This window comes from Halorussus marinus (assembly GCF_004765795.1).
In the GTDB taxonomy this organism is placed as follows: domain Archaea; phylum Halobacteriota; class Halobacteria; order Halobacteriales; family Haladaptataceae; genus Halorussus; species Halorussus marinus.
This window is the reverse complement of sequence record NZ_SBIV01000004.1, coordinates 14,601-33,523: the sequence shown is the minus strand read 5'-3', so window position 1 is coordinate 33,523 and position 18,923 is coordinate 14,601. Positions and strand designations below refer to the sequence as shown.

Sequence of the window (18,923 nt, the reverse complement as noted above, 5' to 3'; positions counted from 1 at the left end):
GCGACTACGCGGCGTCGTGGACCGCCGACTCGAACAGATCGAAGCCGAGTTCGATCTCGCGCTCGGTCACGTCGAGCGGCGGAAGCAGTCGCAGCGTCTTGTAGCCACAGCCGAGTGTGAGCAGACCGCGCTTGAGCGCGGCTTCGACGACCGCCTCACGCCGATCCTTGGTGTCGAACTCCACCGCCAGCATCAGCCCGCGGCCGCGCACGTCGACCACGTTGGGCATGTCGGCGTCTTCGAGCAGTTCGCGGAACTGCGCGCCCCGAGTGACCACGTTGTCGAGCAGGTCGTACTCCTCGATGGCGTCGAGAGTGAGCACGCCCTGAAGCGCGCTCATCACGTCGCCCGCGCCCCAGGTCGAGGAGATCCGACCCGTCTCTTCGGGGAACATGTCCTTGTTCGCGACGGTCGCGCCCACGCGCAGGCCCTTCGCGGACGTGATGACGTCGGGTTCGAGGTCGAGGTGGTCGACCCCCCACATCTCGCCGGTCCGTCCGAGCCCCGCCTGAATCTCGTCGGCGATGACGTTCACGTCGTACTCCGCCCGGATCTCGGCGAGGTCCTCGACGAAGCCATCGTGGGGAACCCGGTAGCCGCCCTCGCCCTGAACCGGCTCCATGATGAGGTAGGCGACCTCCTCGGGGTCGATGACGCCCTGCGAGGGTTCGAGTTTGTCCGCGACCACGTTGCCGCCCGGGCCGTCGGTCAGCCACTTGCGCTCGTACTCCTCGTCGGTCGAGGGGTACGGTACCGAGACGACGCCGCCGATCTCGGGGTAGCCCTTCCGGTGGGCGCGCTTGGACCGGTTCAGCGAGAGCGCACCGAGGGTGCGGCCGTGGAACGCGCCGTCGAAGTTGAACGCGCGGTGGCCCCCCTGCGCGTAACAGATCTTGATCGCGTTCTCGACCGCCTCCGCGCCGGAGTTCGACAGGAAGACGGTGTCCATGTCGTAGTGGCTCGTCAGGTCGGTCAGCCGGTCCATCAGCTGGGTCGGACCGGGGAACTCGGGGTCCTCGGGCGGCCAGCCGCCGGCGGCGTAGAAGTCCTGTCCCGCGATCTTGAGCGGATCGAGCGCGCCGAACTCGCGGATTTCGTCCATGATCTTGGGGTTGTTGTACCCCAGCGGCGCGGCCGCGACGTGGCTCGTGAAGTCCAACAGGACGTTGCCGTCTACGTCGGTGCAGAACGGCCCCTCTGCGTCCGCTGTCATGTCCCAGACGAAGTCGTAGACGTACGTGCTCGGCGCGGAGAACTGGTGGTGGTGCTCGGACCACGCTTTGGCTCGTTCTCCGGGCATCTGCTCGACCGTGGGTTCGGCGGTGTGCCTATCCATGACGTGGTCTTTGCAGAGGTGCCTTTTAATTGAATTGGTTCGTTGCGATACCGGTGATACTTGCAACAGATCCGAGCGACGATGCGAACTTCACATCACGGCCAACACCGCGGCCACGGCCGACCCCGCGAGCAACACCCCGCTCCACGCCGTGACCCGGTAGGCGAACGACCGATTGGGCGCCGTCAGGGTGAGCGCGGCCTTGACCGTGATCGAGGAGGCGGTCGCCAGCAGGATGCCGAGCACCGCGGTCTGGGAGTCGAGGTTCCCGCCGATGTAGAGCAACACCGCCGAGGAGGTCACACCCGCGCTGGAGACCAGCCCCGACAGCAGCGCGGTGACGTAGAACCCGGCGGAGCCAAACTGCTGTTGGGCCACCGCGCCGGCGACGATGACCAGCAGGAAGATGGCGCCGAAGCTCAGGGAGTTCCGGAGCGAGAACGGGCTCTCGAGGTCGATGTCGACCTGCTCGGACCACTCGGCGGTGTAGGCCGCGATGGCGACGCTCCCCAGAATCACCGCCCCGAGGGGCAACACCGCACCGTACAGCACCGGAGCGTCCCGACCGACGGTGAACGCGAGCGCGATCGCGAGGTTCCGGACCGCCATCGCGGCGTCGGCCAGCAGGATGGCCGCCACCCCGTAGGAGGCGGCCTCGGGGCGCTGGCTGACGTGATCGAGCATCGTCCCGACCACCGCGGTCGAGGACGCGAGCCCGCCGAAGAAGCCGGTGACCGCGATGCCCCGGCCGCCGTAGGTCTCGACTACCGCGTAGTTGACGATGCCGATGGCCGCGACTGTCACCACCATCAGCCACACGACCCGGGGCTGGACCCCAAAGGCGAACTCCCGGTCGGGCAACAGCGGGTAGATGACGAACGCGAGGATCGCGAACTCGACCGCCGACCGGAGTTCCTCGCGCGAGAGCCCCCACGCGAGGCTGTGGAGTTCGCGCTTGAGCACGAGCAGCAGCGACGACAGCACGGCCACCGTGACGCCGACGATGATGTATCCGTCCATCACGAGCGCACCGACGCCGAACCCCACCAGCATCGACACGGAGGTCGTCAGCGCCAGCCCCTCCTCTTCCTCGCCGGTCAGGCCCTTGACCGCGAGCAGGACGCCCTGAACGATGACCAGCAGGCCCCCGAGCAAGAGCAACACGTCCCGGTCGAGCAGCGTGAACACCGCCCCGAGCAGGGTGATGAGCGTGAACGTCCGGATTCCGGCGGGCTTGTGGGACCACTCTCGCTCCAGTCCCAGAAACAGCCCCAGCGCTCCCGCGATCGCGATACGCACGACTTCGTCGTCGAGCGGAGCCGACGCGACGGTTTCTGCGACACCCTGCACTTCGGAAAGCTAAGTACGCGGTCGGTTAAAAACTCACTGCCGGCGATAGTTCACTCTCGGCGAACATTTTTGTCCCGGCGACACCCTCTGGGTGGTATGGACGTCGATCTCGACATCGACCGGGCCCGGACCGCGTGGTGGATCGTCGGCCTCGCGCTCTTGGCGGCGGTCTTCTACGTGGTCTACTCGTTCGTCGGCACCTTCGTGTTCGGCATCTTCATCTACTACGCCACCCGGCCGGTGTACCGGCGGATCCGCCGGCGGATCGGCCCGCCGAGCGTCGCGACCGCCATCTCGCTGTTCGCGCTCGCGCTCCCGGTGTTGCTGTTGGTGGTCTACACCGTCGCGATCGGGCTTCAGGAGTTCGCTCGCGCGTACGATCGCCTCCGGGAAATCGAGGCGGTCCCGGCCGACATCTCGGGGGTCTGGACGCAGGTCCAGCCGTACGTCAACGCCTCGACGGTGGCGCTACGTCCCGAGGACATCCTCGCGGACCCGAACACCGAACTCATTCGGGACGTGGGGCTGTCGGCGCTCCAGTACGTCGGCGTCGTCGGCATCGGACTGCTCCACCTGTTCGTGATGATCGCCATCGCGTTCTACCTGCTCCGAGACGACCACAGGCTCTCGCGGTACGTCCGACGGCAGTTCGCCGACGACGGCGGCGTGTTCGCCGCGTACGCCACCGCGGTCGACCGCGATTTCAACAGCATCTTCTTCGGCAACATCCTGAACGCGCTGTTCACGGGCACCATCGGGGCGGCGGCGTACAACGTCCTGAACCTGTTCGCGCCGGCGGGGCTCGGCGTGCCGTACCCCACGCTGATCGGACTCCTGACGGGCGCGGCCAGCCTGATTCCGGTCGTCGGGATGAAACTCGTCTACTTCCCGGTCGCGGGGTACCTCGGCGTCGAGACCGGGGTCGGCGCCCCCGAGTTCCTCTGGTTCCCGGCGCTGTTTTTCGCGGTCTCGTTCGTCGTCGTCGACTCGATCCCTGACCTCGTGCTCCGACCGTACGTCTCGGGCCGAGACCTCCACGTCGGTCTGGTCATGCTGGCGTACATCCTCGGCCCGCTATTGTTCGGGTGGTACGGCATCTTCCTCGGCCCGCTGATCTTGGTGCTTGTCATCCACTTCGTCCGGATCGTGTTGCCCGAACTCATCGCGGGCGAGCCGATCCGGCCGTGGGCGGTCGACCCGACGTACCTCTTCGAGCCCGCCGATCCGACGGCGACGGCCGGGGGCGCCGACGTCGTCTCGACCGCCGACGCGCCCGACGCGGCCTCCGCCGACGAGGGCGACGACGGAGCCGAGGCCGGCGACGGCGACGCCGAAACCCCCTCGGACGCGACCGACGATCGGTGATCGGGACTCGCTCGCCGAACGCGCCAGATGCGGCGCCCGCCCTCAGGCTTCGACGTTCGGCTCGACGTACTGGGCTTCCCACTCGCGGCGGGCCTCGATCTCCCGCGTTCCCCGACGGGTGAGCGTGTAGTAGTTGGTGCGACGGTCGCGCTGGCCCTTCTCGACCAGCCCTTTGTCGACCAGCGTGTCGAGGTTGGGGTAGAGCCGGCCGTGGTGAATTTCTTTCTCGTAGTACGATTCGAGTTCGTCTTTGATCGCGAGTCCGTGCGGTTCGTCGCGCCCGGCGATGACGTACAGCAGGTCTCGTTGGAATCCCGTCAGGTCGTGCATCGGTAACGTCCGAGGTAGGTCTGCGAGCGAAAAGTAGGTGACGGCCCCCGCGATCGCGGCCCGGCGCATCGGCCGACTCAGTTACGACTGACGATCGAAGCCTTCGGACGACGGTCGGCGGCGATCACGACGGCGCGTCCGCTCTCGAAAATCGAATACGGAAAGGAAAGCGGATAGCGCGGGGGTGAAAAAGCCCCGCGAACCGCTTGCCGCCCTGAATTGGTCCCCGCTGACGCTTCGGCCCTCCAAGCGAAGCGTCACTTGCAACAAAACCCCGTAACCACTTAAGACTACCGACCACGGTCAACCGTACCGGTTCCGCGGCTGACCTACGTTTTCGAGGCATCTCCGGCGGAGATTTCGGTTCCCTAAATGTGCTCTTCTTCGAGCACCCAGCCGAGCGCCCGCTTGTAGTACGTGAACATTTCTCGGACTCCCTCGTGGCGCATGTCCTCGTCGTCGAGGTGTTCTTGCAGGAACTCGTACTGCTCGCGGATCTCGTCTTCGTCTCTCATGGCCGGTCGTAGGAGGTCGCGGGTAATGAGTTCGGTGGAGTCTCGGACCTCGTGGGCCGCCGGCCTCGTGAACGGGCCCGTCGGTACGTCGGCCGACGCTCCGGTCAGGAGGCCCACTCGACCATCCGGGCGTAGAGGTCCGTGCTCCGGAGCGCCGACTCGTCGCCCACAAGCACCAGGGCCTTCTTCGCCCGCGAGAGCGCCACGTTCACCCGGCGGTGGTCCTCGAAGATCGGACTCCCGAGATCGCCGGTCGCCACGAACGAGACCACGACGACCTCCTTGCTCGACCCCTGAAACCGATCGACGGTGTCGACGGTCACCGACTCGGGCACGCGCCGGCCGATCTCGGCGACCTGCGCCCGGAACGGCGCGATGACCCCGATCTGGTCGGGGTCGACCCCCGCCGCGAGGTACGTCTCGACCGCCTCCGCGATGCGGTCGGCCTCGACGGGGTTGGTGTTGCCGTCGGCCCGACCGTCCGGATCGACGAACGAGACGCCCCGGAGTTCGGACGGGAGGGCGGTTTCGTCGACGCCCGGCAGGTCTGCGAGCGTCTGGGCCGCGACCTCGCCGGAGGCCGGCCGGAGGTCGCCGTCGTAGAACTCCCGGGAGGAGAACGCCTGGATCCGCTGGGCCATCCGGTACTGGCGGTCGAGCATCACGCCCGCCTCGGGGTAGCGCTCGATGAGTCGCTCGAACAGCGACCGCGAGAGCCCGGACGCTCCCGGGGCGTCGCTGGGCACCTCCTCGCTCGGACGGTCCGAACCGTCCGGCGGTTCGTCCTCGGTTCGGACGACCGGCGGCAACTGCTCGTGGTCGCCGACCAGCACGAACCGATCGGCGAGGTTCGTCGCCGCGAGCGTGTTGGGCTCGGTGAGCTGGGAGGCCTCGTCGACCAGCGCCACGTCGAACTGCTGTTCGCGCATGACCCGCGAGCCGCAGGTCGCGGTCGTCGCGGCGACCACGCTCGCGTCCCGGAGCTCGGCGACGCGCTCGCCCGGGTCGCCGGCCTGCTCTAAGCGCACGTCCTGCATGTCCGCGCGGACGCCGCTCTCGGTGCCGACTCGCACGATGTCCTCGAAGCCCTGATCGCGGAGCGCTTCGAGCGCGTTGTCGACCGCGCGGTTGGTAAACGCCGAGAGGAGCACCCGCTCGCCGTCCTCGACCAGCGCGCGAATCGTCCGCGCGATGGTGTAGGTCTTGCCCGTGCCGGGCGGCCCGTGGACCAGCGCGAAGTCCTCGGCGCCGACCGCGAGGGCGACCGCGTCGTTCTGGGCGTCGTTGTTGTCGATGTAGGTCTCGGACCGGTTGTCTCGCGGGCGTTGCCCGCTCGACTGCCCCGAGGCGCGTCGCGCCTCGCCGTCCGCGAACTCCGGGTCGGCCCGCCCGAACAGCACGTCCTTCCGGCGAGGGTCGCCCTTCAGCAGGAAGTCGTGGAGCGCCGTGAGCATCCGGTCGGCCGACAGCTCCGAGGGGTAGACGTCGAGGCGCCGGAGCTCGACCGGCTCGTCGGCGGTGACCACGATCTCCTCGTCCAACCGCTCCACGCGACCGAGCTCGGCGTGGCCGTCGACGGGGTCGCCGTCGCTGGCGAGCACCACGTCGCCCTCCCGGATCTTCGACACCGCGCCGTCGGTTCGGCTCGCGCGCAGTTCCCACCGACCGCCCTCGAGCTGGCGGCGACCGGCGGGGTCGAGGTCGACGAGCGCCCGGTCGTCGTCGGCGCGCTCGGCCGCGGTCTGCTCCCAGAGCTTGGCGTACTCGGCGTGGGTCGCCCGGCGCTCGGCCTCGATGAGCCGGTACATCCGGTCGAAGTACTCGCGTTCGTCCTCCGGGATCGGGTCGCCGATCCGTCCCGCCTTCGACTCCTGATCGAGCCGTCCGGATACCACCATGCAGGTGTCCTGTTCGAAGCAGTACTCACAGACAGCGTCGGCTTCGTACCCGGTCGGGACCCCGAAGTCGTGTTCCATCGCCGCGATCTCGTTGCGGGTCCGGACCACGAAGTCGAGCAGGCCGTCGCCGACCGAGAACTCCTTGGCGGGCGAGAGATCCCCCGACTCCTCGCCCCGGTCGAGCGCGGAGTTTTTGGTGTAGAGTAGCGTCCCGGTGTCGACCGGCACGCCCTTTTCGCGGAGCAAGAGCGCGTAACAGGCGGCCTGAATCTTGTCCTGAAACCGCGGGTCGCGTTTGAGGTTCTTGCCGGTCTTGAGCTCGACGGGCATCCCGCGCCGGAGCGCGTCGGCCCGACCCTTGATACCGAACCGCTCGCTGACCAGCAGTTGTTCGCTCCGCCAGTCGTCGCTCTCGGTCAGCGCGCCCTGCGCGAGCCACCCCTCGATCGCGGCGGCGTTCTGGCGGACCTCATCGACGACCGCCTCGCGGTCCCGACCCAGCAGGCCGAGTTCGAGCCCCGCGTCCGCGACCCGCTCGTCGATGCTCTCGTCGAGGTCCCGGCCCCGAAGCAGGTCGCCGAACACCTCGTGGACGATGGTCCCCTTGACCACCGGGTACGCCAGCGGGATCCCCGAGAGCTTGTTGAGGTAGTACATCCGGGGACACTGGACCCACGAGCGCACGTCGGTCACGTCGACGAGGAAGGCGGGCTCGACGACGACGTACGACTCCGAGCCGGTCGCGTAGGTGGTCTCGCCCCGGTACTCGCTTTCCTCGACATCCGTGACGAGCAGTTCCATCCCGGCGTCGAGCAACTCGGCCGACTCGGTCCACTTGCCCCACAGCGTCACCGACTCCGGTCCCTCGTCGGTCCGCACGGTCACCTCCGCGAGGTCGCGCTCGCCGTACTGCGTGCTGACGCTCCGGACCTCGCCGGCCTCTACGACCGTCCCGCGTACGTTCACGACCGTTCGTAATGCCCGCCGGTAAAAAACCCCGACGGTCCCCTCGGGGTGAGCCGTCCGACGCCCGATTACATCAAAAATCTGACCACTGAAACTTACTTTAGGGAGCCATCTACCGGTACGTTTAAGAGTTCGACGGGTGCCGCTAATGGTATGAGTGGACGACCGCTCGACGTACTGGAGGCCTCCCTCGACGAGGAGGTCACGGTGCGCCTGAAAGGCGGCGAGGAGTTCGTGGGGACGCTGACCGGCTACGACCAGCACATGAATCTCGTGCTGGAAGACACCGCGGAGGAAGACACAACGATTATACGCGGCGACAACCTCGTGTCGATTAACCCATGACTGGTGCAGGCACCCCGAGCCAGGGGAAGAAGAACACGACGACCCACGTCAAGTGTCGTCGCTGTGGCGAAAAGTCGTATCACGTCAAGAAGAAAGAGTGCTCGTCGTGCGGCTTCGGCAAGTCGAGCAAGCGCCGCGACTACGAGTGGCAGAGCAAGGCTGGCGAGTAGACGCCGCCGGATCGGGCGCATCTTCTCGGTGAATCGATCGGCCAGCCGCGGCTCCGTCGTCCGGGGCGCGGTCTCGGGGACGCGGTCGCCGCGGCGGACTATCCACGAACGTGGGCACATTCCGGCCGAGAAGGAGCGATTTCGACACGATAGCGAGGGTTTTTACTACCGGACTCCCTTACAATCGTCCATGCCAAACGGCCGGGACGCGACCCATTCGGGTCCGACCGAGAAATGCGGCGTCGTCGGGGTCTCGCTCGAAGAGCGCGACGCCGCACGCCCGCTCTACTACTCGCTGTACGCCCTCCAGCACCGCGGGCAGGAGTCGGCGGGCATCGTCACCCACGACGGGTTCCAACAGCACAGCCACGTCGAGATGGGGCTGGTCGGCGACGCCTTCGGCGAGGACGACATCGCGGACCTCCGGGGGAGCGCCGGCATCGGTCACGTCCGGTATCCGACCGCCGGGAGCGTCAACAAGTCCTGCGCCCAGCCGTTCACCGTCTCGTTCAAGAGCGGCGCGCTCGGCCTGAGTCACAACGGCAACCTCGTCAACGCCGACGAGGTCCGCGAGGAACTCGCCGCGCAGGGCCACGCGTTCACCAGCGACGGCGACACCGAAGTCATCGCCCACGACCTCGCGCGCAACCTCCTCGAATCCGACCTCGTCCGCGCGGTCAAGCGGACCATGGGTCGCATCCACGGCTCGTACTCGCTGACGATCACCCACGACGACACCGTCCTCGGCGTCCGGGACCCCGAGGGCAACCGACCGCTCTGTATCGGCGAACTCGAAGACGGCTACGTCCTCGCCAGCGAGTCGGCCGCCATCGACACCCTCGACGGCGAACTCGTCCGGGACGTGAGACCCGGCGAACTCGTCGTCCTCCACCCCGGCGGCGAGGGGTTCGACTCCTATCAGCTGTTCGAGCGTGAGAACACCGCACACTGCTTTTTCGAGCACGTCTACTTCGCCCGGCCCGACAGCGTCATCGACGACGAGCTGGTCTACGAGGTCCGCCGGGAGCTCGGCCGCCAGCTCTGGGAGGAGGGCGGCATCGAGACCGACGTGGTGATGCCGGTCCCCGACTCGGGTCGTGCGTTCGCGAGCGGCTACGCCGAGGCCGCACAGGAAGAGGGGTCGGGCGTCGAGTTCGCCGAGGGGCTGATGAAAAACCGCTACGTCGGTCGCACGTTCATCATGCCGACGCAGGACGAGCGCGAGCGGGCGGTCCGGCTCAAGCTCAATCCCATCAAGTCGACCGTCGAGGGCAAGACGGTCACGCTGATCGACGACTCGATCGTCCGCGGGACGACCTCGACACAGCTCGTCGATCTGCTCAAGGACTGCGGCGCCGAGGAGGTCCACATGCGGATCGGCGCGCCGCCGATCGTCGCGCCCTGCTACATGGGCATCGACATGGCGACCCGCGAGGAGCTCATCGCCGCCGACAAGTCGGTCGAGGAGATCCGGGAGGCGATCGCGGCCGACAGCCTCTCGTACCTCTCGACGGAGGCGGTCGCCGAGGCGCTCGGGCGCTCGCAGGCGGATCTCTGTCTGGGCTGTGTCACCGGCGAGTACCCCTACGACGTCGAGGGCGAGGAGACCGACCGCGAGGTCACCCGGCCCGAGATCGGGGGCGTCGCGGGCGCCGACGATTAGTTCCGTCCCGAATCCCGCCCGGACTACCGGCCCCAATCGTTACCGCGGGCCTCGTCGTTGGGCCGACACTTCCGCGAGGGGGCTGACGCGCGGGAGGTGGTGGTGGTGGTGGTGGTGGTGACCTACGGAGACGACCCCTAGAGGTAGAGCAGCAGGTAGACCACGACCCCGAGGCCGAACGAGATCAGCCACAGCGACGCCGCGACCCGGCCGACGCGCGGGTGGTTCGTCGTCGACAGTTCGGCGGTCGAGCGAGTCAGTGCAAGTAGCAGGACGTAGTACAAAAGCGGGACGCAGACGACCGCCAGCACGACGTGAATCGCCAGGATCGGGTAGTAGACGAACTGCTCGATCATCGCCGGTCCCTCGAACGACGTCGGTCCGAGAAGCGCGACCCGGTAGAGGTACAGCGCGAGGAACGCCGCGAACAGCGCGACGCCCGCGGCCATCCCCTTCCGGTGGCGCTCGACGTTCCCGCGTCGGATCGCGCGCCACGCCGCCGCGACGACGACGAACGCGACGGCGTTGATCGCGGCGTTGACGTGCGGGATGGCCGCGAGCACGGACTCGGGCGCCCGCGGCAACACGCCCGCGGGGACGACCTGAAGCGCGGCGGCGAACACCAGCGCGAGCGAGACCACCGACAGCACCCCGGCGACGGCGGGGACGTTGCGCTCGACGAATCGTTGCATAGTCGGGCGTTGGAACCGGTTCCAAATACGCCTTGCCGTGTCGGCTCGCGCCGGCGTGTGTAGCCGTGCCGTCCCGGAGTTGAAACGAAAGGCCTTTTATTCGGGTAGCGTCTACGATTGAGTGCAGTAAGACACAGCGAGCGTGGGTAGCCAAGCTAGGCCAACGGCGCAGCGTTGAGGGCGCTGTCCCGTAGGGGTCCGCCGGTTCAAATCCGGTCCCACGCATCGCATACTGAGGCGGCGTCGCCGCCGAGGACGATGCAGGTGGAGTCCCTTGGGACTGCACCCACGCACAATTCCTTCGGACGTTACGTATCGAGCGATAGCGCTACGTTCGGTCGAGGGCCCAGAACGCCGAGCGGCCGCTGTCGAGGCCGGCGACCGCGAGCTACAGCCCCTCGTAGGCTTCGATCTTCTCGCGCCACTCCTCGGGGATCGGTCGCGACGACTCCGTGTCGGGGTCGATCACCACTTGGACGGCCTCGCCGGTCGCCGCCACCTCGCCGTCGACCCGCATCTCGTACTCCATCGGGATCGACGACTCGCCGAGTTCGGGCACCCGGACCGCGACGGTGAGGTCGTCGCCGAGCGTGACCGACTGGCGAAACTGGAGTTCGAGGTTCGCCAGCACCGAAGGGGTCTCCGAGAGATTCCTGTCGACCACCGCCGCGAAGTAGGCGGTGCGGGCCTCCTCCATGTAGGTCGCGTACACGGCGTTGTTGACGTGTCCCATCGCGTCGAGGTCTCTGAACCGGACGTCGATCTGCGTCTCGAACGAGTAGTCGGTCATCGCTCGCCACTCGTCGCCGCCGATAGTTCGGTCTATCGCTTTCGGGGGCTCCCGTACGCCGCCGACAGGTAGGCGTCGAGGTCCGCGACCGCTTCGGAGTCGTAGGTCCAGAACCCCCGGAATCGTCCGGGGTCGTCGTCGCGCTCGGCCGCGAGGAGCGCACACGCCTGCTCGGGGTCGTCGCCCCCGTCGAACACCACGAACCAGAACGCGCCGACCTCGGCCGCGTGGGGCGTGTGGATCGTGAGTCCCTCGGCCACGGGGACCTCGGCGCTCCAGTCGCGGAGGGCGTAGACGTGGACGTCGAGACTGGAGTTGGCGGCCAGCGACTCGTAGACCTCCCGCTGGGCGGCGAGGGCGTCGAACCGTTGAAACCCCGTCCGGAGCGTCCCCGTCCCGGTCCGGTACGCCCGGTCTTCGATCTCTCGGGTGGCCCCCAGCATCCGGCGCTTGTCGAACGACACGAACGTCGTCTCCGCGAGCAGATCCATCAGCGCCCGCGTGGCGTCGGTCGCCACGATCGCGTTGCCGTTCGGCACTTCGAACAGGTCCCGGACCGCGTTGATCCCGACCGAGCCGGCGAACTCGCCCCCCTCGGTCACCACGACGAACCCGCCCGAGCCGTCGTCGGGGAGCGGTTCGTGTTCGATCGCGACGTTCCGCGTCTCGAACTGGGCTTCGAGGGGCTCGTAGGGCTCGGGCGCGTACACGGTGATCGTCTTCTCGCGCGCCGCGATGTCGTCGAGAAACGCCTCCAGTGTCATGGTCTCGGTGGCTTACCCCCGTTCGTCGGTCGATTCGCGTCGTTCGCGCTCTGCGGCGGCCCGCTCGTCGGCCAGCGACTGGTCGAGCACGCCGTCGAGGAACGCCGGCAGGGATTCGAGTTCGACCCCGCCGGTCTGGTCGTCGTAGCTGATCACGCCCGCCGACGCGAGGGTCGGCAACTGGACGTGGTGGAGGTCGATCCGCGTCCGGTCGCGGTCGGCCCGACTCCCGGCACCGTCGGGGTCGTTCCGCGCGGCGAGCCAGCCGGTCACCACGGTCGCGAGCTCGTCGAGCGTCGCCGACTCGCGCTCTCTGAGGTAGTAGAGCGCGTAGCGGCGTCTGGCGTCCGCGATGGCGTCGAACCCGGCGTCGACGCTCACCGCCGGTTCGTTCGCCGCTTCGTCGGCGTCGGTCGAACCCTCCGGTTCCATGCGTATCGATCTAACTACGAACGGGACCGGTATGAATCTTACTCCGGCGGCGGGGACCCGATCACAATCCCGGTATTCAAATGCGTCGTCTGCGTAATAGCCCTCATGGCGAAGTACTCCACGGGCGGATCGTCCGGCGGTGGCGACAGCGGCGCGTGCGAACTCTGTGGCACGTCGAGCGACTCGCTGACCGAGGCCAACGTGGCGGGCGCCCAGCTCCGGGTCTGCTCGGAGTGTGCGGACTCGCACAACGACAACGCGAAGACGACCGGCCGCGAGACCGACGGCGACCGCAAGCGCCGGGCGGCTCGGAACACCGCGAAGGCAAGCGGCGTCTACAACGACGATTCGACTCACTGGGAGGAGAAAGGCACCAACTACGACGACGACCCGCTCCCGTATCTGGTCGCCGACTACGGCGAGGCAGTCGAGAGCGCCCGACAGGACGAGGGCCTCCAGCGCGAGGAGTTAGCCGAGGAACTCGACCTCGCGGAAAACGACCTGCTCGCTGTCGAGCAGGGGCGGGCGAATCAGGCGAACGTCGGCGGATCGGTCGTGCGGGCGCTCGAACAGCGCCTCGACGTGACGCTGGTCGAGGAGACCTGACGCCCCGTAATCTTATTCACGCCGTCCGTGGTGGAGTGGGCGTATGGACATCGGCGTTCACACACCACCGCTGTACGGCGAGTCGCTCGACGACGCGCTGGCGTACCTCCACGGCATCGGCGTCGACGCCGTCGAGCCCGGCGTCGGCGGCCACCCGGGCGACGACCACCTCCCCCGCGAGGAGTACCTCGACGACGAGGCGGCCCAGCGGGAGCTGGCCGACCGCCTCGACGAGTACGAGATGCGGATCTCCGCGCTCGCGACCCACAACAACCCGCTCCACCCCGACGAGGAGACCGCCGCGGCGGCCGACACCGAGCTCCGGGAGGCGATCGGGCTCGCCGACCAGCTCGACGTCGGAACCGTCACCTGCTTCTCGGGACTGCCCGCCGGCGGCCCGAACGACGAGGTGCCCAACTGGATCACTGCGCCGTGGCCCCCCGAGCACGCCGACGCCCACGAGTACCAGTGGGAGGAGGTCGCGATCCCCTACTGGTCGGAGGTCGCCGAATACGCCGCCGACAGGGGCGTCGACCTCGCGATCGAGATGCACCCCAACATGCTGGTGTACGAGCCGACCGGCCTGCTCAGATTGCGGGCGGCGACCAACGACCGGGTCGGCGCGAACTTCGATCCGAGCCACCTCTACTGGCAGGGGATCGACGTGACCGACGCGATCCGCGTCCTCGGCGAACACGACGCCGTCCACCACGTCCACGCCAAGGACACGAAGATCTACGAGGCCAATTCGCGGTACAAGGGCGTGCTCGACACCGCGCCGTACGACGAGGAGGCCGACCGGTCGTGGCTGTTCCGGTCGGTCGGCTACGGCCACGGCGAGGACCACTGGAAGGACGTGGTGAGCACCCTGCGGATGATCGGCTACGACGGCGCGCTCTCGATCGAACACGAGGATTCGCTGACCAGCTCGAACGAGGGGCTCGAAAAGGCGGTCGCCCTGCTCCAGCGGGCGGTGTTCCGCGACCAGCCCGGCGAGGCCCACTGGACCTGAACGCGGTCGGCCCGGCCGAATCAAAACTCCCGGCGCCGATTCCTACGTGTCGGCGACGCCACAAGCACTTTTGAGACTGTGGGAGAAACGTACAAACATGGCGGACACACCACCTGCCGACCTCGAAGACCAGCTCGTGAGCGCGTGCCGGACGGCCGTCGGCGACGAGCTCAGGAGCGTGACGTACTTCACCGAAGACGCCGAGCAACAGCTCTACCTCCGGAGCGACCTCGAGTCCGACGCCGACCTCGTGGGGTTCGCCGACAACGAGCGGCTGGGGTTTCACTCCCAGTCGCTGTATCAGGACACCGAGCTCGGCGACTACCAGTTCACGATGCGCGTGTTCGACCGGGGGTTTCTCACCCGCGTCATCGTCGGCGACCACGGCGCGTTCGTGACCACCGACGAGATGGAGATGGACCTGTTCAAGGAGCTTGGCTCGGCGCTCCGGAGCGTGCTCGCCGAGACGGAAACGTCGGCCTGATCGGGCCGAACGCGCGGGCGAGACCGTCGGCCGTCCGCGTCGAACCTCCTTTTAGCAACGCTTTTCCGCGCCGTGGTCCTCCACTCGGCCGATGAGTAGCCATCGGAGGGATCGACCGTGACGATGGAGGACAAGCTCGACGAGCTGCGACAGCTCCGCGAGGAGGCGCTTCTCGGCGGCGGGGAAGACCGCATCGAGTCCCAACACGAGAAGGGTAAGATGACCGCGCGCGAGCGCATCGACTACTTCCTCGACGACGGCACGTTCAACGAGTTCGACCAGCTCCGGACCCACCGGAGCCACAACTTCGGGATGGAGGAAAAACAGATCAAAGGCGACGGCGTGATCACCGGCTACGGCGAGGTCAACGGGCGAAAGACGTTCGTGTTCGCCCACGACTTCACCGTCTTCGGAGGCTCGCTCGGCGAGGTGTTCGCCGAGAAGGTCTGTAAGGTGATGGACAAGGCGATGGAGGTGGGCGCGCCCGTCATCGGGCTCAACGACTCGGCCGGCGCCCGGATTCAGGAGGGGGTCGCCTCGCTCGCGGGCTACGCCGAGATCTTCCGGCGCAACACCGAGGCGTCGGGCGTCATCCCCCAGATCTCGGCGATCATGGGGCCGTGTGCCGGCGGCGCGGTCTACTCGCCCGCCATCACCGACTTCATCTTCATGGTCGAGGACACCAGCCACATGTTCATCACCGGCCCGGACGTCATCGAGACGGTGACGGGCGAGCAGGTCTCCTTCGAGGAACTCGGGGGCGCGAAGACCCACGAGTCGACCAGCGGGGTCTCGCACTTCTCGGAAGCCGACGAGAAGCAGGCGCTCGATGACATCCGCCGTCTGCTGTCGTACGTCCCTCAGAACAACGTCGAGGACCCGCCGCGGGTCGAGCCGTGGGACGACCCCGAGCGCCGCGACGAGGCGCTCACCAGCGTGGTCCCCGACCAGCCCAAGAAGCCCTACGACATGAAGCGGGTGATCGAGGGCGTCGTCGACGAGGACTCCTTTTTCGAGGTCCAGGAGGGGTACGCCAAGAACATGGTGATCGGATTCTCGCGGCTCGACGGCCGGTCGGTCGGCGTCGTGGCGAACCAGCCCCGCGTCAACGCCGGCACCCTCGACATCGAGGCCAGCGAGAAGGCCGCCCGGTTCGTGCGGTTTTGCGACTCGTTCAACATCCCGATCGTCACCTTCGTCGACGTGCCCGGCTTCATGCCCGGCACCGATCAGGAGCACGGCGGCATCATCCGCCACGGCGCGAAGCTCCTGTACGCCTACTCGGAGGCCACCGTGCCGCTGTTGACGGTCATCACCCGGAAGGCCTACGGCGGCGCCTACGACGTGATGGCTTCCAAGCACATCGGGGCGGACGTCAACTACGCGTGGCCGACCGCCGAGATCGCGGTGATGGGGCCGAAGGGCGCGGTCAACGTCCTCTACAGCGACGAACTCGACGCGGCCGACGACACCGAGGCCCGCCGCGAGGAGCTCATCGAGGAGTATCGCGAGGAGTTCGCCAACCCCTACACCGCGGCCGACCGCGGGTTCGTCGACGACGTGCTCGAACCGACCGAGACCCGCCCGCGGCTGATCGAGGACCTCGAACTGCTCGCGAGCAAGCGCGACGCCCAGCCCGACAAGAAACATGGCAACATCCCGCTCTGAGGACCCCGCCGAGGAGTCCGGCGACGACGGGCGGGCGCCGACCGACGAGGCCGCGGCGCTCGACGGCGCCCTGACCGTCCCCGACGACGCGACCGACGAGGAGGCCGCGGCCATCGCGGCCGCCATCGGCGCCCACCTCCGAGCCCGGGAGGCGGCCGCCGCGGCCGCCGACGCCGACGAGGAGTCGTGGGAGGGCAAGCGGTGGTCGTTCGCGGGCCGACTCCGGAGTCTGACGGGCCGAGACGGGCGCGTCCCCCGGAGCGCGCCGACCGACGCGTGGACCGCCTCGGGGCGGTCCGATCGGTTCTGACTCTCCGCGCGTCCGACAAAGTATACGAGTCGCGAGCCCTAACGGCCGGACGGAAATGCCTGATCCGACGTTCAGCCGCCGCCGATTCCTCGCGCTCGGCGCCACCGCGCTGGGGACCGGACTCGCAGGGTGTAACGCCTCCGCACCGGGCCAGGAGGCGACCCAGTCGAGTCCCGACCCGACGACCGATTCGGCGTCGTCCGAGAGCCCCTACACCCGGGTGTACCGGGAGGTCGTCGACTCGGTCGTTCTCGTCAGGACCGGCGGGGGACAGGGGACCGGGTTCGTGTTCGACGACTCGCACGTCGTCACGAACGCCCACGTCGTCGGCCGCGCGTCGACCGCGGAGGTCCGGTTCGCCAGCGACGAGTGGAGTCGGGGCGAGGTCGTCGGTCGGGACCGACACAGCGATCTGGCCGCCGTCGCGGTCGCGGAGACGCCCGAGAGCGCCTCGCCGCTCCCCTTTATCGAGGGCGAACCCACCATCGGTCAGGAGGTCGTCGCCATCGGCAACCCGTACAACCTGAACGGGTCGCTCACGACGGGAGTCGTCAGCGGGACCGATCGCTCGATCCCGGCCCCGACCGGCTACCGCATCCCCGACGCGGTCCAGACCGACGCGGCGGTCAACCCGGGCAACAGCGGCGGGCCGCTGGTGTCGCTCGACGGCCGGGTCGTCGGCGTGATCAACTCCGGGGGCGGGGACAACATCGCGTTCGGTATCTCGGCGGCGCTGACCCAGCGGGTCGTCCCCGAACTGATCGAGCGCGGCGAGTACGACCACGCCTACATGGGGGTGTCGTTCAGCCCGGTCACCCCGTCGGTCGCCCGGGCGAACGACCTCGAGGACTCCGAGGGGCTGATCGCGGTCGACGTCCTCGAGGACGGCCCCAGCGACGGCACGCTCCGAGAGAGCGACCTGGAGACGATCGACGGCGTCCGGGTCCCGGTCGGCGGCGACGTGATGCTCGCGATCGGCGACGCCGACCTCTCGACCGCCGAGGACCTCGGGAGCTACCTCGCGCTCCGGGCGTCGCCGGGCGAGACCGTCGAACTCGCCGTCCTCCGGGACGGGCGCGAGCGCACCGTCGACCTCGAACTCGGGTCCCGTCCGGACCGCGAGGGCGCGTGACCGCCTCGGCCGAGGCTACCGATTGGTCAGTACGGTCGGCAGGAGGACGCCGAAGACGAACAGCACGGCGTACCCGCTCCAGTCTGGCAGCGCCTCGACGGCGGCGACCCCGAAGTAGAGCGGAATCGTGAGCAGGACGCACGCCGCGATGATCTTGTTCTCGCGCGAGACCATGTCCGGTCTACTCGGAGCCACCGACTAATACGTTCGGCTCGCTGGGCAGGTCCCGGCGAGGCGCCGGTCACGCCCGACAGACCGCGAGCATGTGCTCGGAGACGTCGACCGCGGTCCGGTCTTCCCGGAGCCGTCGGACGACGGCCCGGACGTCCGCGACCGCCTCGTCGTCGGCCGCCGACAGCTCGCGTTTGGTCCGGGCGGCGACGTTCTCGAGTCCGACCAGCGTCTCGACCTCGAAGTCGGCGTCGACCAGTTCCGCCTCGAACTCGTCGACGCGGAAGCCGTGGCACTCGGCCCACCCCTCGCCGTCGGCGAACTCCCGGACCCGTTCGGCGGTGTAGTCGCCGTCGGCCGCGACGGGCGCGAGCAGGCCGTGGGCCTCCTCGACCGAGAAGGTCAAAATGTCTCGGAGCATCGCCAGCCGGCCGATCACCGAGACGAAGGCGGGGGCGTCCGGGCGGGCGACCCGACGGAGTTCTCTGGTCGCTCGGGCGCGCTCGTCGCCGTCGACGACGTGGCTCAGCGGGCCGCCGAGACAGCAGACGGCGTCGAACGAATCGGTTTCGAACGGGAGCGTGCGGAGGTCGGCCTGCCGGCAGGTCACCGCGTCCCCGAGGCCGCGGTCGGCGAGCTTCTCGCGGGCGATGGCGACCTGTTCGTGGCTCAGATCGCAGTGTTCGACCTCGTAGCCTCGCTCGGCCAGCCAGCAGGCGTACCGGCCGGGGCCGCCGCCGGCGTCGAGGACCCGTCCCGACTCGGGGAGCCGGTCGGCGAGGTAGTCGGTGGTGTTGTCGAACTCCATCCGGGTCACGGGGTCCCGGTCGAGACGATCCCACTCGCTCTCGGCGAACTCGTCGTAGTACCGTTCGGGGTCCAGATCCTCGTCGGTCATCCTCACCGGGACTGACTGGCGAGCGA

The 18,923-nt window shown here is 68.2% G+C and carries 21 protein-coding genes and 1 tRNA gene; 11 read left to right on the top strand and 11 right to left on the bottom strand.

Annotation, left to right across the window (positions count from 1 at the left end; genetic code table 11):
• Positions 1–4: 4 nt before the first annotated feature.
• Entirely contained in the window at positions 5–1,336 is a 1,332-nt protein-coding gene (locus EPY72_RS09285) for a class-III pyridoxal-phosphate-dependent aminotransferase (protein WP_134669843.1), read from the bottom strand.
• A gap of 90 nt (positions 1,337–1,426) precedes the next feature.
• A complete protein-coding gene (locus tag EPY72_RS09280) occupies positions 1,427–2,686 on the bottom strand; it encodes an MgtC/SapB family protein (RefSeq protein WP_134669841.1) in 1,260 nt (419 codons plus the stop codon).
• A gap of 96 nt (positions 2,687–2,782) precedes the next feature.
• Here EPY72_RS09280 and EPY72_RS09275 point away from each other — a divergent pair, with 96 nt between their 5' ends.
• Positions 2,783–4,051 (top strand): AI-2E family transporter, encoded by a 1,269-nt coding sequence (locus tag EPY72_RS09275; protein ID WP_135806249.1) that lies wholly within the window; start codon positions 2,783–2,785, stop codon positions 4,049–4,051.
• A 42-nt stretch (positions 4,052–4,093) separates the two neighbouring features.
• Here the strand turns inward: EPY72_RS09275 and EPY72_RS09270 are convergent, their stop codons facing one another.
• The 3 genes from EPY72_RS09270 to EPY72_RS09265 all read right to left on the bottom strand — a co-directional run bounded on the left by EPY72_RS09270 (position 4,094) and on the right by EPY72_RS09265 (position 7,760).
• Positions 4,094–4,381, bottom strand: coding sequence for a PadR family transcriptional regulator (locus EPY72_RS09270; RefSeq protein ID WP_134669837.1), 288 nt, complete (start codon positions 4,379–4,381; stop codon positions 4,094–4,096).
• 368 nt (positions 4,382–4,749) lie between these two features.
• The gene (locus tag EPY72_RS19365; RefSeq protein WP_167599415.1) at positions 4,750–4,896 is read right to left on the bottom strand and encodes a hypothetical protein; all 147 of its coding nucleotides are present in this window, start codon (positions 4,894–4,896) and stop codon (positions 4,750–4,752) included.
• 104 nt (positions 4,897–5,000) lie between these two features.
• Complete coding sequence (locus tag EPY72_RS09265) at positions 5,001–7,760, bottom strand: AAA domain-containing protein (RefSeq protein ID WP_135806248.1); 2,760 nt, start codon at positions 7,758–7,760, stop codon at positions 5,001–5,003.
• 153 nt (positions 7,761–7,913) lie between these two features.
• Here EPY72_RS09265 and EPY72_RS09260 point away from each other — a divergent pair, with 153 nt between their 5' ends.
• The 3 genes from EPY72_RS09260 (at position 7,914) to purF (ending at position 9,938) form a co-directional block, all read left to right on the top strand.
• The gene (locus EPY72_RS09260; RefSeq protein WP_134669833.1) at positions 7,914–8,105 is read left to right on the top strand and encodes an LSM domain-containing protein; all 192 of its coding nucleotides are present in this window, start codon (positions 7,914–7,916) and stop codon (positions 8,103–8,105) included.
• The gene (locus tag EPY72_RS09255) at positions 8,102–8,275 is read left to right on the top strand and encodes a 50S ribosomal protein L37e (RefSeq protein WP_134669831.1); all 174 of its coding nucleotides are present in this window, start codon (positions 8,102–8,104) and stop codon (positions 8,273–8,275) included. Before EPY72_RS09260 ends, EPY72_RS09255 begins: the two co-directional genes overlap by 4 nt.
• 190 nt (positions 8,276–8,465) lie before the next feature.
• Complete coding sequence (gene purF / locus EPY72_RS09250) at positions 8,466–9,938, top strand: amidophosphoribosyltransferase (RefSeq protein WP_135806247.1); 1,473 nt, start codon at positions 8,466–8,468, stop codon at positions 9,936–9,938.
• A gap of 137 nt (positions 9,939–10,075) precedes the next feature.
• On the opposite strand, the gene EPY72_RS09245 is transcribed toward purF, so the two are convergent.
• Positions 10,076–10,630 carry a DUF420 domain-containing protein gene (locus EPY72_RS09245; protein ID WP_135806246.1) on the bottom strand — a complete coding sequence of 185 codons (555 nt, stop codon included), beginning with the start codon at positions 10,628–10,630 and terminating at the stop codon, positions 10,076–10,078.
• A 140-nt stretch (positions 10,631–10,770) separates the two neighbouring features.
• Between EPY72_RS09245 and EPY72_RS09240 the strand changes: the two genes are divergently transcribed.
• Positions 10,771–10,855: transfer RNA gene (locus tag EPY72_RS09240), tRNA-Leu, on the top strand.
• Positions 10,856–11,018: 163 nt separating this feature from the next.
• Here EPY72_RS09240 and EPY72_RS09235 read toward each other — a convergent pair.
• The 3 genes from EPY72_RS09235 to EPY72_RS09225 are packed head-to-tail and all read right to left on the bottom strand — an operon-like array spanning position 11,019 to position 12,616.
• The gene (locus EPY72_RS09235; protein WP_134669825.1) at positions 11,019–11,420 is read right to left on the bottom strand and encodes an acyl-CoA thioesterase; all 402 of its coding nucleotides are present in this window, start codon (positions 11,418–11,420) and stop codon (positions 11,019–11,021) included.
• Positions 11,421–11,452: 32 nt separating this feature from the next.
• Positions 11,453–12,184: a DICT sensory domain-containing protein gene (locus EPY72_RS09230; protein WP_135806245.1), complete on the bottom strand. Its 732-nt coding sequence runs from the start codon at positions 12,182–12,184 to the stop codon at positions 11,453–11,455.
• Positions 12,185–12,196: 12 nt separating this feature from the next.
• Positions 12,197–12,616, bottom strand: a complete 420-nt coding sequence (locus EPY72_RS09225) for a DUF7344 domain-containing protein (RefSeq protein WP_134669821.1) — start codon at positions 12,614–12,616, stop codon at positions 12,197–12,199.
• 105 nt (positions 12,617–12,721) lie between these two features.
• Here EPY72_RS09225 and EPY72_RS09220 point away from each other — a divergent pair, with 105 nt between their 5' ends.
• The 6 genes from EPY72_RS09220 (at position 12,722) to EPY72_RS09195 (ending at position 17,828) form a co-directional block, all read left to right on the top strand.
• Positions 12,722–13,222 (top strand): helix-turn-helix domain-containing protein, encoded by a 501-nt coding sequence (locus EPY72_RS09220; RefSeq protein WP_134669819.1) that lies wholly within the window; start codon positions 12,722–12,724, stop codon positions 13,220–13,222.
• Positions 13,223–13,265: 43 nt separating this feature from the next.
• A complete protein-coding gene (locus EPY72_RS09215; RefSeq protein WP_135806244.1) occupies positions 13,266–14,234 on the top strand; it encodes a sugar phosphate isomerase/epimerase family protein in 969 nt (322 codons plus the stop codon).
• Between the two features lie 97 nt (positions 14,235–14,331).
• Positions 14,332–14,718, top strand: a complete 387-nt coding sequence (locus tag EPY72_RS09210; RefSeq protein WP_134669815.1) for a DUF7522 family protein — start codon at positions 14,332–14,334, stop codon at positions 14,716–14,718.
• Between the two features lie 123 nt (positions 14,719–14,841).
• Positions 14,842–16,386 (top strand): acyl-CoA carboxylase subunit beta, encoded by a 1,545-nt coding sequence (locus EPY72_RS09205; protein ID WP_135806425.1) that lies wholly within the window; start codon positions 14,842–14,844, stop codon positions 16,384–16,386.
• On the top strand, positions 16,367–16,696 hold the full coding sequence (locus tag EPY72_RS09200) for a DUF8022 family protein (RefSeq protein WP_244605554.1): 330 nt from the start codon (positions 16,367–16,369) through the stop codon (positions 16,694–16,696). The genes EPY72_RS09205 and EPY72_RS09200 overlap by 20 nt, the downstream gene beginning before the upstream one ends.
• A 55-nt stretch (positions 16,697–16,751) precedes the next feature.
• Positions 16,752–17,828, top strand: a complete 1,077-nt coding sequence (locus tag EPY72_RS09195; protein WP_135806243.1) for a S1C family serine protease — start codon at positions 16,752–16,754, stop codon at positions 17,826–17,828.
• 15 nt (positions 17,829–17,843) lie between these two features.
• Here the strand turns inward: EPY72_RS09195 and EPY72_RS19360 are convergent, their stop codons facing one another.
• Both EPY72_RS19360 and EPY72_RS09190 read right to left on the bottom strand, forming a co-directional pair.
• Complete coding sequence (locus EPY72_RS19360; protein ID WP_167599414.1) at positions 17,844–18,002, bottom strand: DUF7987 family protein; 159 nt, start codon at positions 18,000–18,002, stop codon at positions 17,844–17,846.
• Between the two features lie 67 nt (positions 18,003–18,069).
• The gene (locus tag EPY72_RS09190) at positions 18,070–18,897 is read right to left on the bottom strand and encodes a class I SAM-dependent methyltransferase (protein WP_134669811.1); all 828 of its coding nucleotides are present in this window, start codon (positions 18,895–18,897) and stop codon (positions 18,070–18,072) included.
• Positions 18,898–18,923 lie beyond the last annotated feature (26 nt).

What these genes read in the sequence shown, in the direction of transcription:
- EPY72_RS09205 (WP_135806425.1), top strand. Translation starts at nt 14,842, where the DNA reads ATGGAGGACAAGCTCGACGAGCTGCGACAGCTCCGCGAGGAGGCGCTT.
- EPY72_RS09285 (WP_134669843.1), bottom strand. Translation starts at nt 1,336, where the DNA reads ATGGATAGGCACACCGCCGAACCCACGGTCGAGCAGATGCCCGGAGAA.
- EPY72_RS09245 (WP_135806246.1), bottom strand. Translation starts at nt 10,630, where the DNA reads ATGCAACGATTCGTCGAGCGCAACGTCCCCGCCGTCGCCGGGGTGCTG.
- EPY72_RS19360 (WP_167599414.1), bottom strand. Translation starts at nt 18,002, where the DNA reads ATGGTCTCGCGCGAGAACAAGATCATCGCGGCGTGCGTCCTGCTCACG.
- EPY72_RS09225 (WP_134669821.1), bottom strand. Translation starts at nt 12,616, where the DNA reads ATGGAACCGGAGGGTTCGACCGACGCCGACGAAGCGGCGAACGAACCG.
- EPY72_RS09190 (WP_134669811.1), bottom strand. Translation starts at nt 18,897, where the DNA reads ATGACCGACGAGGATCTGGACCCCGAACGGTACTACGACGAGTTCGCC.
- EPY72_RS09260 (WP_134669833.1), top strand. Translation starts at nt 7,914, where the DNA reads ATGAGTGGACGACCGCTCGACGTACTGGAGGCCTCCCTCGACGAGGAG.
- EPY72_RS09195 (WP_135806243.1), top strand. Translation starts at nt 16,752, where the DNA reads ATGCCTGATCCGACGTTCAGCCGCCGCCGATTCCTCGCGCTCGGCGCC.
- purF (WP_135806247.1), top strand. Translation starts at nt 8,466, where the DNA reads ATGCCAAACGGCCGGGACGCGACCCATTCGGGTCCGACCGAGAAATGC.
- EPY72_RS09275 (WP_135806249.1), top strand. Translation starts at nt 2,783, where the DNA reads ATGGACGTCGATCTCGACATCGACCGGGCCCGGACCGCGTGGTGGATC.
- EPY72_RS09255 (WP_134669831.1), top strand. Translation starts at nt 8,102, where the DNA reads ATGACTGGTGCAGGCACCCCGAGCCAGGGGAAGAAGAACACGACGACC.
- EPY72_RS09230 (WP_135806245.1), bottom strand. Translation starts at nt 12,184, where the DNA reads ATGACACTGGAGGCGTTTCTCGACGACATCGCGGCGCGCGAGAAGACG.
- EPY72_RS09200 (WP_244605554.1), top strand. Translation starts at nt 16,367, where the DNA reads ATGGCAACATCCCGCTCTGAGGACCCCGCCGAGGAGTCCGGCGACGAC.
- EPY72_RS09270 (WP_134669837.1), bottom strand. Translation starts at nt 4,381, where the DNA reads ATGCACGACCTGACGGGATTCCAACGAGACCTGCTGTACGTCATCGCC.
- EPY72_RS09215 (WP_135806244.1), top strand. Translation starts at nt 13,266, where the DNA reads ATGGACATCGGCGTTCACACACCACCGCTGTACGGCGAGTCGCTCGAC.
- EPY72_RS09235 (WP_134669825.1), bottom strand. Translation starts at nt 11,420, where the DNA reads ATGACCGACTACTCGTTCGAGACGCAGATCGACGTCCGGTTCAGAGAC.
- EPY72_RS19365 (WP_167599415.1), bottom strand. Translation starts at nt 4,896, where the DNA reads ATGAGAGACGAAGACGAGATCCGCGAGCAGTACGAGTTCCTGCAAGAA.
- EPY72_RS09210 (WP_134669815.1), top strand. Translation starts at nt 14,332, where the DNA reads ATGGCGGACACACCACCTGCCGACCTCGAAGACCAGCTCGTGAGCGCG.
- EPY72_RS09220 (WP_134669819.1), top strand. Translation starts at nt 12,722, where the DNA reads ATGGCGAAGTACTCCACGGGCGGATCGTCCGGCGGTGGCGACAGCGGC.